The sequence below is a fragment of the Pantoea sp. JK genome (genome assembly GCF_026130245.1).
Taxonomy (GTDB): domain Bacteria; phylum Pseudomonadota; class Gammaproteobacteria; order Enterobacterales; family Enterobacteriaceae; genus Pantoea; species Pantoea trifolii.
Window position 1 is genome coordinate 165,841 of record NZ_JAINFN010000004.1, and the last position, 14,915, is coordinate 180,755.

General features: G+C 58.1%; 14 protein-coding genes. 9 read left to right on the forward strand and 5 right to left on the reverse strand.

The genetic code is table 11. The annotated features are described in order from the left end of the window. Window positions 1–29: 29 nt before the first annotated feature. Both ybbP and ybbA read right to left on the reverse strand, forming a co-directional pair. A complete protein-coding gene (gene ybbP / locus PanJK_RS11195) occupies window positions 30–2,447 on the reverse strand; it encodes a putative ABC transporter permease subunit YbbP (protein ID WP_265299668.1) in 2,418 nt (805 codons plus the stop codon). Further along, the gene (gene ybbA, locus PanJK_RS11200) at window positions 2,444–3,130 is read right to left on the reverse strand and encodes a putative ABC transporter ATP-binding protein YbbA (protein WP_008103831.1); all 687 of its coding nucleotides are present in this window, start codon (window positions 3,128–3,130) and stop codon (window positions 2,444–2,446) included. The genes ybbP and ybbA overlap by 4 nt, the downstream gene beginning before the upstream one ends. Between ybbA and tesA the strand changes: the two genes are divergently transcribed. The 5 genes from tesA to PanJK_RS11225 all read left to right on the forward strand — a co-directional run bounded on the left by tesA (window position 3,098) and on the right by PanJK_RS11225 (window position 6,898). After that, a complete protein-coding gene (gene tesA / locus PanJK_RS11205; RefSeq protein ID WP_265299671.1) occupies window positions 3,098–3,724 on the forward strand; it encodes a multifunctional acyl-CoA thioesterase I/protease I/lysophospholipase L1 in 627 nt (208 codons plus the stop codon). The genes ybbA and tesA overlap by 33 nt on opposite strands. Window positions 3,725–3,754: 30 nt before the next feature. After that, window positions 3,755–4,528, forward strand: coding sequence for an SDR family oxidoreductase (locus PanJK_RS11210; protein ID WP_061717430.1), 774 nt, complete (start codon window positions 3,755–3,757; stop codon window positions 4,526–4,528). 79 nt (window positions 4,529–4,607) lie between these two features. Continuing rightward, window positions 4,608–5,462, forward strand: a complete 855-nt coding sequence (locus PanJK_RS11215; protein WP_265299674.1) for a co-chaperone YbbN — start codon at window positions 4,608–4,610, stop codon at window positions 5,460–5,462. 63 nt (window positions 5,463–5,525) lie between these two features. Continuing rightward, window positions 5,526–6,440 (forward strand): SPFH domain-containing protein, encoded by a 915-nt coding sequence (locus PanJK_RS11220; RefSeq protein WP_008103839.1) that lies wholly within the window; start codon window positions 5,526–5,528, stop codon window positions 6,438–6,440. Next, complete coding sequence (locus PanJK_RS11225) at window positions 6,437–6,898, forward strand: NfeD family protein (RefSeq protein ID WP_008103840.1); 462 nt, start codon at window positions 6,437–6,439, stop codon at window positions 6,896–6,898. The genes PanJK_RS11220 and PanJK_RS11225 overlap by 4 nt, the downstream gene beginning before the upstream one ends. On the opposite strand, the gene cueR is transcribed toward PanJK_RS11225, so the two are convergent. After that, entirely contained in the window at window positions 6,874–7,290 is a 417-nt protein-coding gene (gene cueR, locus PanJK_RS11230) for a Cu(I)-responsive transcriptional regulator (RefSeq protein ID WP_265299675.1), read from the reverse strand. The two genes, PanJK_RS11225 and cueR, sit on opposite strands and share 25 nt — an antisense overlap. Window positions 7,291–7,385: 95 nt before the next feature. Between cueR and copA the strand changes: the two genes are divergently transcribed. The 3 genes from copA (at window position 7,386) to ybaK (ending at window position 11,473) form a co-directional block, all read left to right on the forward strand. Continuing rightward, window positions 7,386–9,905, forward strand: coding sequence for a copper-exporting P-type ATPase CopA (gene copA / locus PanJK_RS11235; RefSeq protein WP_265299677.1), 2,520 nt, complete (start codon window positions 7,386–7,388; stop codon window positions 9,903–9,905). A gap of 68 nt (window positions 9,906–9,973) precedes the next feature. Next, window positions 9,974–10,774, forward strand: a complete 801-nt coding sequence (locus PanJK_RS11240) for a TraB/GumN family protein (RefSeq protein ID WP_265299679.1) — start codon at window positions 9,974–9,976, stop codon at window positions 10,772–10,774. Window positions 10,775–10,993: 219 nt separating this feature from the next. Continuing rightward, window positions 10,994–11,473, forward strand: coding sequence for a Cys-tRNA(Pro)/Cys-tRNA(Cys) deacylase YbaK (ybaK, locus tag PanJK_RS11245; RefSeq protein WP_256695831.1), 480 nt, complete (start codon window positions 10,994–10,996; stop codon window positions 11,471–11,473). On the opposite strand, the gene PanJK_RS11250 is transcribed toward ybaK, so the two are convergent. After that, window positions 11,470–12,339: a LysR family transcriptional regulator gene (locus PanJK_RS11250; protein WP_256695830.1), complete on the reverse strand. Its 870-nt coding sequence runs from the start codon at window positions 12,337–12,339 to the stop codon at window positions 11,470–11,472. The genes ybaK and PanJK_RS11250 overlap by 4 nt on opposite strands. 90 nt (window positions 12,340–12,429) lie before the next feature. Here PanJK_RS11250 and PanJK_RS11255 point away from each other — a divergent pair, with 90 nt between their 5' ends. Then, window positions 12,430–12,861 (forward strand): multidrug/biocide efflux PACE transporter, encoded by a 432-nt coding sequence (locus PanJK_RS11255; protein WP_008103853.1) that lies wholly within the window; start codon window positions 12,430–12,432, stop codon window positions 12,859–12,861. A gap of 53 nt (window positions 12,862–12,914) precedes the next feature. On the opposite strand, the gene ushA is transcribed toward PanJK_RS11255, so the two are convergent. Next, a complete protein-coding gene (ushA, locus tag PanJK_RS11260; protein WP_321161849.1) occupies window positions 12,915–14,669 on the reverse strand; it encodes a bifunctional UDP-sugar hydrolase/5'-nucleotidase UshA in 1,755 nt (584 codons plus the stop codon). Between the last annotated feature and the right edge of the window lie 246 nt (window positions 14,670–14,915).

Here is a 14,915-nt window from a genome sequence, read left to right on the forward strand (position 1 = left end):
GAACTTAAATTTAAGACAAATCGTTTTGCTTATCCGGCACTGAAGCTTCTGAACAGCGCCTTCTGTTTTAATAAACGAATGCCCAGCCAGGCACCGCACAGCGAGAGCAGCAGCGCGCCGCCGATCGGCAAGGCGATCCATAACGTCCAGTCTGGCTGCCACGGGAAATCGAAGATCTTGCGCTGCAAGCCCCACAGCGCCGCTTCCGCGCCAAGCGCCGCCGCAATCCCCGACACCACGCCCAGCAGCGCAAACTCGCACCACAACGTACCGCGCAGCAGGCGCTTGCTGGCACCAAGTGTGCGATAGACCACCAACTCCTGCCGACGCTGGCGCATGCCCACCTGAATCTGCGCCAGCAGCAGCAGCACGCCACACACCGTCACCAGCACCACCATCACTTCCAGCGCCTGACTCACCTGCGTCAACACCTGGCCGATCTGGCGCATCATGCTGCCGATATCCAACAGGCTCAGCGTCGGGAATGCGCGATTAAGCTGCGCCAGCAGCGCCGGATTGCTCGCCATGCGGAAGCTGGTCAGCCAGGTTTGTGGCTGTTGATCGAGCGCGCCCGGCGGGAAGATAAAGAAGAAATTCGGCCGCAGACTTTCCCAATCCACCTTACGCAAGCTGGTGATTTTGGCGCTGAACTGCTGGGTGTCGCCGCTGAAGGTTAAGGTATCGCCGAGCTTCACGCCCAGACGATCCGCCAGCTCCACTTCCATCGACACTTCACCGGCCTGCGGCGGCCAGTTGCCGGAGATCAGCGGATTGTGATCCGGACGCTCTGCTTGCCACGTCAGATTGAGTTCGCGATTTAGCGCGTTATCCAGTTTGGGATCGGCCTCTTTGCCGTTCAGTTCGGTCAGGCGCGCACGCACAATCGGGTAGAAGGTTTCCGGCTTAAGCTGATGCTCGCTCAGGAAGTCACGCACCAGCGGCACCTGCTCTTTGGTGATGTTCAGCAGGAAATAGTTCGGGCTATCCGGCGGCAATTGTTGTTGCCAGCGATCCAGCAGATCGCCGCGCATCACCAGCAGTAGCGCCAGCAGCATAAATGACAGCGAAAACGCTGCCAGTTGGCTGAGCGTCATTGCCGGTTGTCGCAGCAGACGGTTAATCGCCAGCCGCAGCGCCAGATTGCGTACCACCAACCGACGCAGCAGCAGCAAGGTGCCCCAGCCGAGTAACGCCAGCAGCAGCGCCAGCATCACCACGCCCGCCAGCAGCGCCCACAACATTTTGCTGCCGCCCATCAGCAACGCCAGCAAGCCAATCACTACCAGCGCCATCGCGGGTAGATAGATGCGCAGCGGCCAGACGTTCGCCACCGCATCCCGACGCAGTACGCGCAGCGGTTGCGTCGCCATCAGCAAGCGGTACGGACGCAAACCCACCAGCAGCGAAATCACAAACATCGCGCCAATCGCCCACAGCCACGGCCAGAAACTCGCCGCAGGCAGCGCGCCCGGCAGCACCGGTTTCAGCATCAGTAGCAGAATCATTTCAATGCCCTGCCCCAACGCGCTTCCGACAATCGCCGCCAGCAGCAGCACCGCCAGCCACTGGCCGATAATCAGCCGCTGCAGCGCCTTACGGGTTGCGCCCAGGGTTTTCAGCACCGCCACCAAATCGTAGCGGCTGCGGCAGTAATGACTCATCGCCACCGCCACCGCAGCAATCGCCAGCATCAGCGTCAGCAAGGCCGAGAGCAGTAAAAATTGCTGCGCGCGCTGCATCGAGCGGCCCAGCGCGTCTTCCGAGTTATCGACGCTGATCCAGCGCTGATCGGCTTTCAGCTGGGGTTCGATCCAGCTGTCATAGCGCGCCAGCGGTGCCGGGTCGCCAGAGAATTTATAGCGCCAGCTCAGACGACTGCCCGGCTGCACCGCGCCGGTTTTCTCCACGTCAGCCAGATTCATCAGCAGACGCGGCGCGGTCTGGAACGGATTGAAGCCGCCATCCGGCTCCTGAATCACTTCACCGGCAATGCGCAGCGTGGTGTCGCCGACATCCACGCTATCGCCCACTTTCAGATTCAGCAGCGCCAGCAAACGCGGCGCGGCCAACACCGTGCCCGCTTGTGGACGCAAGCCTGGCGGATCGGTTTGCAGCGTACCAAACATCGGATAGGCGTTATCCACCGCTTTAACGTCCGCCAGCTGCGGCGTCTCTTGCGCGAAGGTCATGGTCATAAAGTGCAGCTGGCTGCTGACCGAGAGACCTTCGTCACGCGCTTTGTTAAGCCACGCTTCCGGAGCGGGAGAAGTTGTTCGCAGCGTACGATCGCCCGCCATAAAGTCGCGGCTCTGCTGGCTCAAGCCTTTTTCCATGCGATCGCTGATCGATCCCAGCGCCAGCACGCAGGCCACCGCAAGCGTGAGCGCCATCCAGACAATCAGTAGCGAGGGCGAACGCCACTCGCGCCAGAACCAGCGCCAAATCATGACTCCTCCCACAACTTGCCGTCACGCAGCCGTAAGCGACGGTCGCAGCGCGCCGCCAGTTGTTCATCGTGCGTCACCAGAATCAGCGTGGTGGCAAAATCGCGGTTAAGGGAGAACAGCAGATCGGCAATGCGATCGCCGGTTTTACGATCAAGGTTGCCTGTGGGTTCATCGGCAAACAGCAAACCGGGACGACCACTAAAGGCACGCGCCAGCGCCACACGCTGCTGCTCGCCGCCAGAAAGTTGGGCCGGCAGATGATGCAGACGATCTTTCAAGCCCAATAAAGTAAGCAACTCCACCGATTGCGCACGGCTTTCGCGATCGCTGTCGCCACGCAACAGCGCCGGGAGTTGCACGTTTTCCAGCGCGTTCAGCGTCGGCACCAGCATAAAGGATTGAAATACAAAGCCCACTTCGCGTGCGCGCAACGCCGCTCGCTGCTCTTCGTTCATGCTGTGCAGCGGCTGGCCAAGCAGATGCACTTCGCCGCTGCTGCCGTCATCCAGTCCGGCCAGAATGCCCAGCAGCGTGGATTTGCCAGAGCCGGACTCGCCAATCAGGGCGATGGTCTCAGCTGGTTTGACAACCAGCTCAACTCCGGTAAGGATGGTCAGCTGATGCTCTCCCTGACCGACGGACTTAGTAAGATGATGAACTGCAACAATGTTTTCCGCTGGCATTATCCCTTCCTGTTGTTATTGCTTCTGCTGGTGTCCCGACTCGCCGCCGCCGATACCTTGCTGGTATTGGGCGACAGCCTGAGCGCCGGGTATCGCATGTCGGCCACGGCGGCCTGGCCGAGCCTGCTGAATAAAGAGTGGCAACAGCAGCCCAAAGTGGTGAACGCCAGCATCAGCGGAGATACCGCAGGACAAGGGCTGGCGCGTTTACCGGGCCTATTAAAACAGCATCAACCCCGCTGGGTGTTAATCGAATTGGGCGGTAACGATGGCCTGCGCGGTTTCCCGCCGCAGAATATCGCCGCCGCTCTGACCAAAGTGATCGACGAAGTGAAAGCCGCTAAGGCGCAGCCGCTGCTGATGCAGATTCGTCTACCGGCCAATTATGGACGTCGTTATACGGAGGCGTTTAGCGCGATTTATCCGCGCCTGGCACAGCAGTACGACATTCCTCTGGTGCCCTTCTTTATGGAGCAGGTCTACCTGAAGCCGGAGTGGATGCAGCAGGATGGAATTCACCCCAATCCGGATGCACAGCCGTTTATCGCCAATTTGATGGCGACCGAACTGGCTCCGTTAGTAAAGCATGATTAATACAGACGTGTGATTTTAACGGGTAAAAAAATGCAAAGAACAATTCTCATCACCGGCTGCTCAAGCGGCATTGGTTTGGTCGCCGCGAACGACCTTTTATCGCGCGGCTACCGCGTGCTGGCCGCCTGTCGCCGCGCCGACGATGTGGCGCGCATGGAAGCGCTGGGATTTATTGGCGTGCAGCTGGATCTGGATGATGCCGCCAGCGTCGATGCCGCCGCCGACCGCGTGCTGGAACTCACCGATCATCGCCTGCATGCGCTATTTAACAACGGCGGTTTTGGTCAATATGGGCCGCTCAGCAGCGTTTCGCGTCAGCAGTTAGAAAAGCAGTTTTCCACCAACCTGTTTGGCACTCATCAACTGACCATGCGCCTGCTGCCCGCGCTGCAAGCCAGCGGTAACGGGCGCATCGTCAATACCAGCTCGGTGCTGGGACTGATCTCAACGCCGGGTCGTGGTGCTTATGCCGCCAGCAAATGGGCGCTGGAAGCCTGGAGCGATGCGCTACGTCTCGAAGTGCGCGACTCAGGCGTGCGCGTTAGCCTGATTGAGCCGGGCCCGATTAGCACCCGTTTCACCGATAACGTGCATCAGGGCCAGCAGGACAAACCGGTACGCAATCCGGGCATCGCCGCGCGTTTTACCCTGCCGCCGGAAGCGATTCTGCCAAAGCTGCGCCACGCGTTAGAGAGCAAACATCCGCGTCTGCGCTATCCAGTGACGCTGGTCGCCTGGGCGATGAGTCTGCTGAAACGTCTGTTGCCAGGTTGGATACTGGATCGCATTTTGCGCAGCAACTAAGCTGCAACGCAGAATCAAACTTGAACCGGGGCAGCTTGCCCCCATATCCTCAACACACTTTCTGACAAGAGACGTATTCATGTCACACGCTTTGACTATCGACATCAACGAATCCAACCTGCAGCAGACCTTAGAACAGTCGATGCAGCTGCCGGTGCTGTTTTATTTCTGGTCCGAACGCAGTCAGCACTGTCTGGAACTGACGCCGGTGCTGGATCGCCTGGCGCAGGAGTATGCGGGTCAGTTTATTTTGGCGAAGCTGGATTGCGATAAAGAGCAGATGGTGGCATCGCAGTTTGGCCTGCGCTCCATTCCAACCGTTTACCTGTTCCAGAACGGTCAGCCGGTGGATGGCTTCCAGGGACCACAGCCGGAAGAGGCGATTCGCGCCCTGCTGCAAAAAGTGTTGCCGCGTGAAGAAGAGGTTAAAGCGCAGCAGGCGATGCAATTGATGCACGAAGGCAAACCGCTGGAAGCGCTGCCGCTGCTGAAAGACGCCTGGCAGCTGAGCAACAAAAACAGCGAAATTGGTTTCCTGCTGGCGGAAGTGCTGATCACCCTGAACCGCAGCGACGAAGCAGAAACCGTGCTGGATGCGGTGCCGTTGCAGGATCAGGACACGCGCTATCAAAGCCTGGTTTCGCAAATCGACCTGTTAAAGCAGGCCGCCGACACACCAGAAATTCAGCTGTTGCAGGAGCAGTTAGCCAGCGATCCAACCAATGCTGAGCTGGCTGCTAAACTGTCGTTACAGCTGCATCAGGTTGGCCGCAATGAGGAAGCGCTGGAGTTGTTGTTCAGCTTCCTGAAAAGCGATCTCAGCGTCGGTGACGGCCAGGTGCGTAAAATGTTCCAGGAGATTTTGGCCGCACTCGGCACCGGCGACACCCTCGCCACGCGCTATCGCCGCCAGCTTTACTCGCTGCTGTACTGATCGGTACCGCGCGTTAAACGGGCCGAACGACTCGGCCCGACAATCTGACAGCCAGGAGGTTATATGTTAACGGTCATTCCCGTCATCATTGTGCTCGCACTCGTTACCGTGTGGGCCGGTGTAAAAATTGTTCCACAGGGCTATCAGTGGACGGTAGAACGCTTTGGCCGTTATACCAAAACGCTGGAGCCTGGCCTCAATCTGCTTGTGCCGTTCATGGATCGCATTGGTCGCAAAATCAATATGATGGAGCAGGTACTCGACATCCCTTCCCAGGAAATCATCTCTAAAGACAACGCCAACGTCACTATTGATGCAGTGTGCTTTATCCAGGTTGTCGATCCGGCGCGCGCCGCCTATGAAGTCAGCAATCTTGAACTCTCGATCCTCAATCTGACCATGACCAACATCCGCACCGTGCTCGGCAGCATGGAGCTGGATGAGATGCTGTCGCAGCGCGACAACATCAACACGCGTCTGCTGCATATCGTCGATGAAGCCACCAATCCGTGGGGCGTGAAAATCACCCGTATTGAAATCCGCGATGTGCGCCCGCCGCAGGAGTTGATCGCCGCGATGAACGCGCAGATGAAGGCGGAACGTACTAAGCGCGCCGACATCCTTGCCGCCGAAGGCGTACGCCAGGCGGCGATTTTGCGCGCCGAAGGCGACAAGCAGTCGCAGATCCTCAAAGCCGAAGGTGAACGCACCTCCGCCTTCCTGCAAGCCGAAGCCCGTGAGCGTCAGGCGGAAGCGGAAGCCACGGCAACGCGCATGGTCTCCGAAGCGATAGCCGCCGGCGATATTCAGGCGGTGAACTACTTCGTGGCGCAGAAATACACCGACGCGCTGCAAAAAATTGGCGAAGCCAACAACAGCAAAGTGGTGATGATGCCGCTGGACGCCAGCAGCCTGCTCGGTTCAATTGCCGGTATAAGTGAGTTGCTGAAGGAGAGCCGGACGGAGCGCCGACCATGATCCTGATGGAGCTGATTGCGCATCCACATTGGTTCTGGCTGACGTTGGGCGGCCTGCTGTTGGCCGCCGAAATGCTCGGCACCAGCGGTTATCTGCTGTGGAGTGGCTTAGCCGCCGTCGCGGTGGCGCTGATCGAATGGTTGTTTCCCATATCATGGACCAGCCAGGGCATTGTGTTTGCGGTGATGACGCTGCTCAGCGCGTTTTTCTGGCATCGCTGGATGCGCTATCGCGAATCGTCGCAGGTCGCCAACACGCTTAACCAACGCGGCAATCAGTTAATGGGCATGCAGCTGACGCTGGATAACGCGCTTAAAAATGGCCTTGGTCACGTGCGCATCGGCGACAGCAGCTGGCGTGTGCAGGCGGATAGCGATCTGCCTGCGGGCACGCCAGTGATTGTCACCGGCGTGGTTGGCATCACGCTGATGATTCAGCCGCGCTTTCCATCGGCGTGATGGCAGCAACCGGCCAGGTGATTGATGATCGGGCACTCGGCGCTGTCATCGCCCGGGCAAGCCTCCGCCAGCTTCAGCAAGCGCGCGCGCATCGCATGTAACTCTTCAATGTGCGCAGCAATCTCGTCGGCTTTCTGCAAGGTGCGCGCTTTGACATCGGCGCTGTGGCGCGCGGGATCGTTGAACAGCGTCACCAGTTCACGGCACTCTTCCAGCGTGAATCCCACCTGACGCGCCTGACGCAGCAGATTCAGCTCATCAATATGGTGCGCTGCGTAATGACGATAACCATTGTCACTGCGCGAGGGCGGCGTCACTACGCCCTTCTCTTCGTAGAAGCGAATCGCTTTGCTGGTGAGTCCGGTTTTTTTTGCCACATCGCTGATGTTCATTTTTCCCCCTTGACCTTCCATTCAGGGGAAGGTTTAGGCTTTAGTTCTAATGCAAATTTTGCATGCAGTCAAAATCATTACCTGAGGAGTTAACCATGTCACACAGCCAACTACTGGCGCTGGACGGCTTGTCCTGCGGCCACTGTGTTAAACGCGTCAAAGAAGCGCTGGAGCAGCGCAGCGATGTTGAACAGGCCGACGTCACGCAGCAAGAAGCGCGCGTCAGCGGCGCGGCGAGCGCCAGCGATCTAATCGCTACGGTTGAACAAGCCGGTTATCACGCGGTGCTGAAAGACGGCGCAACCAGCCCAAAGCCTGATCCGTTGACAGCTACAGAGCCGCCGCCGGAGGCGCTGACAACGGAGTCGCAACCGGCACCCTCCACTGAAGCCGATCTTCCTGTGCATCACTTACTGATTGGCGGCATGAGCTGCGCCAGCTGTGTGAGTCGCGTGGAACAGGCGCTGCAAAAGGTGTCGGGCGTCAGTCAGGCACGCGTCAATCTCGGTGAGCGCAGCGCGCTGATCATCGGCGATGCAAGCGCCGAAGCGCTGGTGAGCGCGGTCGATGAGGCCGGTTATTCCGCCGAAGTGATCGATGACGAACAAATCCGGCGCGAACGCCAGCAGGTCAGCGCGCAGCACGCTATGCGCCGTTTTAGCTGGCAATCGGCGCTGGCGTTGCTGCTCGGCGTGCCGATGATGATTTGGGGCATGCTCGGCGACAACATGATGCTGAGCGCAGATAACCAAACGCTGTGGCGCACACTCGGCGTGATTACCTTGCTGGTGATGGTGATGGCCGGCGGCCACTTCTATCGCAGCGCGTGGCGCAGTTTGCGTCACGGCACAGCCACCATGGACACGCTGGTGGCGCTGGGAACCGGCGCGGCGTGGCTCTACTCGATGAGCGTCGCCCTGTGGCCCGAATTCTTCCCGCATCAGGCGCGTCATCTCTATTTCGAAGCCAGCGTGATGATCGTTGGCCTGATCAATCTTGGCCACGCGCTGGAGCAGCGCGCACGCCAGCGCGCCTCGAAGGCGCTGGAACGTCTGCTGGATTTAACCCCGGCGCAGGCGCGGGTCATCAGCGATCAGGGTGAAACGCTGCTGCCACTTAGCGAGGTTCAGTCCGGCATGACGCTGAAACTGGTCACCGGCGATCGCGTACCGGTGGACGGTAACGTTGCCAGCGGCGAAGCCTGGCTGGATGAAGCGATGCTGACCGGTGAAGCGGTGCCGCAGGCCAAACAGCCGGGCGACAAAATCTTTGCTGGTACGCTGGTGCAAGACGGCACGCTGCACTTTGTGGCGCGCGCCACCGGCAGCCACACTACGCTGGCGCGCATCATCAATCTGGTGCGCCAGGCGCAAAGCAGCAAACCGGATATTGGCCGGCTGGCCGACCGTATCTCCGCAGTGTTTGTACCGGTGGTGGTGGCGATCGCGCTGCTAAGTGGTTTGATTTGGTATCTGGCGGGTCCGCAGCCGCAGCTGGCTTACACGCTGGTGATTGTGACGACAGTGCTGATCATCGCCTGCCCTTGCGCTTTGGGTTTAGCCACGCCGATGTCGGTGATTGCAGGCGTCGGACGCGCCGCAGAGCTGGGCGTGCTGGTGCGTGACGCCGATGCGCTTCAGCGGGCCAGCGAAGTCGATACCATTGTGTTTGATAAAACCGGCACCCTGACACGCGGCACACCGCAGGTCAGTGATGTCGTGCTATATAGCGACTGGAATCGCGAGCAGGTGCTCAGCGCGGCGGCGCAGATGGAGCAAGGCTCCAGCCATCCGCTGGCTAAAGCGATCCTCGATGCTGCGCCAGCGGTGAATGCCGAAGCGGTTAAGCAATTTCGTACAATACGCGGCAAAGGTATCAGCGCTACAGTGGCCGACAGAACGCTGCTGCTGGGAAATCAGGCGCTGCTGGATGAGCAGCAGATTGATTATCGCGCCGCGCAGGCCGACATCGAACGCTTCGCCGCACAAGGCGCAACGCCGGTGCTGCTGGCCGATAATCAGCAGCTACTGGGATTGATCGCGCTGCGTGACAGCTTGCGTCCGGAGAGCAAAGCGGCGCTGCAGCGTCTGCATCAGCAAGGTTATCGCCTGATTATGCTGACCGGCGATCACCAGAAAACCGCGCAGGCGATTGCCGCCGAAGCCGGTATTGATGAAGTGATTGCCGGCGTGTTGCCGGATGGCAAAGCGCAGGCGATTACGAAATTGCAGCAGCAAGGTCGCAAAGTGGTGATGGTCGGCGATGGCATCAATGATGCGCCCGCGCTGGCACAAGCCGATGTCGGCATTGCCATGGGCGGCGGCAGCGATGTGGCAGTAGAAACCGCCGCCATGACGTTGATGCGAAACGATCTGCACTGCGTCGCCGATGCGCTGTCGATCTCCAGCGCCACACTGCGCAATATGCGGCAAAACCTGTTGGGTGCCTTTATTTATAACAGCCTGGGGATTCCAATTGCGGCGGGCGTGCTCTATCCATTTACCGGCATGCTGCTGAGCCCGATTGTCGCGGGCGCGGCGATGGCGCTGTCATCAATTACCGTGGTGAGCAACGCTAACCGTTTGTTGCGCTTCAAGCCCGCGCAACGGCAATAGCCATTACAGCCCTGTTTTTCATCGGATGAAATCGCTAGCATGGTTTTTTGCCTTAAAAAGGACAGGGAATGAGACACGGTCTGTGGCACAGCATCCAACAACGGATCGCGACCCTTTTCCCGGCCAGCTACAGCTGGCCGGCGATGGATATTCAGCTGGGCGATCGTCGTTTGCATCTGGCGGGCAGCATTCACATGGGCACGCGCGATATGCAGCCGCTGCCTGCCGGGCTGTTGCGCCAGCTGCATAAAGCCGATGCGCTGATTGTCGAAGCCGATATCACACAAGGCGGATCGCCGTTCAGCAATGATGATGAACATCCGCCGCTGGCCATGCGGCTCGACGACGAGGTGCTACAGCGTCTGCAGGCCTTATGCGATGAACTTTCGCTGTCATTGAGCCTGTTCGATACGCTGCCGTTCTGGCAGATCGCGCTGATGTTGCAGGCGCAACAGGCGCAGCGGCTGGGATTGCGTCCGCAGTTTGGTATCGATTATCAGCTGTTGCAGGCGGCCAAAGCAGCCAACAAACGCGTTATCGAGCTGGAAGGTCCGGAAACGCAGATCGCCCTGCTCAAATCGCTGCCGCAGGATGGTTTGCCGCTGTTACTGGATACGCTGGAACACTGGCACACCAATGCGCGCCTGCTGCAAACCATGATCAGCTGGTGGCTGGACGCGCCGCCGACGCAGCAACCGGTGGCGCTGCCGACCACCTTTAGCAGCGAGCTGAACGACACGCTGATGCGTAACCGCAATCAGCACTGGCGCGAGTTGCTGCTGGCGTTACCGAAAGGACGTTATGTGGTGGCGGTGGGTGCGCTGCACCTGTATGGCGATGATAATTTGCCGGATTTGCTTAGTGGTTAACGTATTGGTCGCCATAAATGGCGCCCCTACAAAAATGCACCAAACACAAAAAAAGAAGGCCAATAATGATATTGGCCCGTCAAAGAGGAATTTGTTTATGATTTTGGTTATCACCAACAATCTCTTGCTGGCGCGGGCCAATTCTCGCGCAAAGTTCAGAATTTCGCCACTGTTTTTCCATCAAAACGGAAATAAGAATTTTCCTAACAAGGACCGATCATGACGCCTGCGGTAAAACTTCTGGAAAAACAAAAAGTCACCTTTACCCTGCATCCGTACGACCACGATAGCCATGAAACCAATTTTGGCGACGAAGCGGTACGCAAGCTGAATCTTGATGCACGTCAGGTGTTCAAAACCTTGCTGGTGTCGCTCAACGGCGATGCCAAAGCGCTGGCGGTTGCGGTGACGCCGGTCTCAACCCAGCTGGATCTCAAAAAGGTCGCCAAAGCGCTGGGCGCGAAGAAAGCGGATATGGCCGATCCGCAGCTGGCACAGCGCGTGACCGGTTATCTGGTGGGCGGCATCAGCCCGTTAGGACAGAAAAAACGTCTGCCGACGGTGATCGATCAGCAAGCGGCCGAATTTGCCACCATCTTTATCTCCGGCGGCAAACGCGGCTTGGATCTGGAGTTGGCCGCACACGATTTGTCTCGCCTGCTGGACGCACCGCTGGCCGACATCGCGCGGCGCGATTAATCGGGCTGCTGAGCGCAAAGTTGATCGATCATCCAGCGCCCAGCCGGTCCCGGCGGATTACGTCGCGACCACACCACATCAACCGCAATACGCTGCGGCCAGCCCGGCACCGGCAACTCCTTTAGCACCTGATGCCCAAACTGCTCCACCAGCCAGCGCGGCAGTATGCTCCAGCCAAAACCCTGCTCCGCCATCTCAAGTAAAAGTAAGTAAGATGGAGCGGCCCACACTCGCCCCGCCGGCAGCGGATCGTGGTTTTGTACCCAGGTATTAAGCCGCAGATGCCGTAGCTCGCCCAACTGCCCTTCACTGACCTGATCCAGCTGGGAAAAAGCATGGTTCTGATGCAGATAGATCGCCATCTGCGCGCCAACCTGCAAGCGCGCCACTGCCAAATCCGGCGGCAGTTGCGGCTGCGCACGCACCACACCAAGATGCACGCGTCCGGCTTGTATCAGATCTAACGCATCAGCATCCTCGGCAATCATGCACTCGAATTCGATATCTGGGTAACGAGCCTCGAACCGGTTGAGGAGATTTTCATGGTGATCGGCCTGCCAAAAATCGGAAATCGCCATGCTGAGACGCGGCTCAACACCCTGCGACAAGCGCACTGCCAGCTCATCCAGCCGCTGGCTCGCTGCCAAAATCTGCTGCACCTGCGCCAGCGCACGTTGACCTTGCTCAGTCAGTACCGGCTGACGGCCGCTGCGATCAAACAGCGTGAAACCGAGATCATCTTCCAGATTCGCGATCGCGCTACTGATGGTGGACTGGCTTTTGCCCAACGCACGCGCTGCCGCTGAAAAGGATCCGCTGGCCACAGTTTGCACAAATGCCTCAAGGGATTCCGGGGAATACTTCATGGTGAACCATCGCTTTTATCGATAGGTGATCATTTTATCTTAGCATCACACAGTGCGAAAATGCGTGTTGTCACCAATAAGGAGGTTTATATGCGTACCCGTTCACTGAAAGAACGTTTTTGTCATGCCGCAGGCTTTGAGGGGTTGGCACTTATCACTGTTGCACCGCTGGCTGCCTGGATCATGGAGAAACCGCTGTTTCAGATGGGCGCGCTGGCGATTATGCTGTCGACCGTCGCCATGCTGTGGAACATGATCTATAACAGCGGTTTTGATCGCATCTGGCCGCCGCAGGTTAAACGCGGATTCGGTTTGCGCGCGATGCATGCGCTGGGCTTTGAAGGCGGGTTTATCCTGATTGGCTTGCCGATTGCCGCCTGGATGCTGAATATTTCGTTGCTGGAAGCCTTTGTGCTGGAAGTGGCGTTCTTCCTGTTCTTCCTGCCCTACACCATGGTTTACAACTGGATGTGGGATAAGTTGCGCCACCGTTGGGTGACGCAGAAATCCTGTCAGGCTTGAGGCGCTCATTTCGAAAGAGGTCGCCATGAATGGCGACCCTACGTGCGCAGAGTTCAATGTTGCTGTGCAGCGCGCGGCCAGATCCATGCCAGAATCATTTGTGGATAGCTTGGCTTGCGTTGCTTCTCCTGCGCTTTGTTGCGCTCTTCAATTTGTGCCGCCGTCAGATGCACAATCCCGCTCGGTTGATAGTCACTCACTTTTAAAGGTGAATGCTGACTGACGTAGTCACGCAGCACATCCGCATCGCGCTGCCCGCTGTTGCTGAAACCAGCATGAGTTTCAATATTCGGATAGCCGTCGCCGCCGCTGGCGTTAAAGCTGTTGGTCGCCATGCGGTAGGTTTTATCCTTTTGCAGCGGTTTGCCGTTGATCTTCACGTCGCTGACGCCTTTGCCATCCGCCACCAGACTGATGTTGCTGAACTGCGCGAAGCCGCCGGAATCCACTTTGATATTGGCCACCGTCGCCAGATAACTCAGCAGTTCATTGCCGCTCAGCGTAACTGAGACCACCTGATTGCCGAACGGCTGCACCTGCAGCAAATCGCGCCAGCTGAGATTGCCTTGCGCCAGCGACGTACGAATGCCGCCGCCGCTCATTACCGCAAAGTCCGCTTTGGTTGCCGCCATTTGTGCGCGCAAAATCAGCTGCCCAAGATTGGTTTGCTCGAAGCGTACTTTGTCGCGCTCGCCGACAAACACGCCGTCGCTGCTGCCGACTTTGACATCCAGCTGCTTGCCAGCACGCAGCTGGAAAGGCGTTAACAGCTTCATCATCGCGCTGTTCGGCGGGATCTCTTCCTGCCAGGTGAGCCAGGATTCGCTGCCATCAAGATTCTTCACTTTGTGCTTGAGGTTAACCGGGATTAGCTGGTAATTCTCCAGCGTCAGCTCGCCATTGCGAAAGGTGAAGTCGCCGCGCCCAACAAATTTGCCCCACTCTTTCGCCTGCATGATCCACACGCCGTTTTGACGATCCGGCTGGCAAGGCTGGCCCGGCTGATAATCTTTTACGCTGACGTTCTCTTTCTCCATGCACACCGCATCCTGTGAATGGCCACCAATGATCACGTTGATGGTGCCCGGCGGCAGGCTGCGCGCCAGCTCCACGTCACCCGGCGCATTGCTGCCGTGCTGGCCGTCGTCGTAATGGCCCATGTGCGTCAGCGCGATGATCACGTCAGGCTTTTCGCTGGCGCGTAATTCCGCCACCGCTTTCTCGGTCTCTTTCACCGGATCGCGAATATCAATGGTCGCAATATTTTCTGGATTGGCGATACGTAGCGTGTCGGTGGTGGTCAGGCCGATCACCGCAATCTTCAGCCCCATGCGGTTAAAGGTCGCCCACGGCTTAAATAAGCGTGTGTCGGTGCCTTTTTGATAGATGTTGGCCGAAAGGAAAGGGAATTTGGCCCACTTCTGCTGCTTTTGCAGCACGCTAAGTGGTTTGTCGAATTCGTGATTGCCCAGCGCCATGGCGTCATAACCCACCAGGTTCATGCCGCGAATATCGGGTTCAGCATCCAGCATGTCTGACTCGGGTACACCGGTGTTCACATCGCCTGCCGACAGGATCAGCGCGCCGCCGCCTTTGGCCTGCACATCGTAGCGCTGTTGATCCATCAGGGTTTTCTGCGCGGCGAGGCCATATTCGCCCTGCGCGTTGGTCCAGTAGCGACCGTGATGATCGTTGGTATGCAGAATACTAAAACGATAACTGCGATCCGTTTGCCACGCCTGCGCCAGCATCGGCAGCAGTAACACTGTCAGCGCCAGCCAGCGCCCCTTTCGCGGTGATAAAAACAAAGCCGATCTCCTTATTCTGCGTTTTTCCACTTAGCGGTGGACTTAATGTGCGTTATCGCCCTTCTGTTTCGCACAGATGGCTGGCTAACTCAAGATGAAACTGGCAAAGCATCAATCAAACAAGCTGCATAACCGTCAGGCGCTTCATTGGATAACCCAATTCTACGCCTGGCGGCGACTTTATCGACTTAGGACCGCTTTAACCGCAACAACACCTGCTGCGAAGCCAGTTTCCCGTCGCAACTA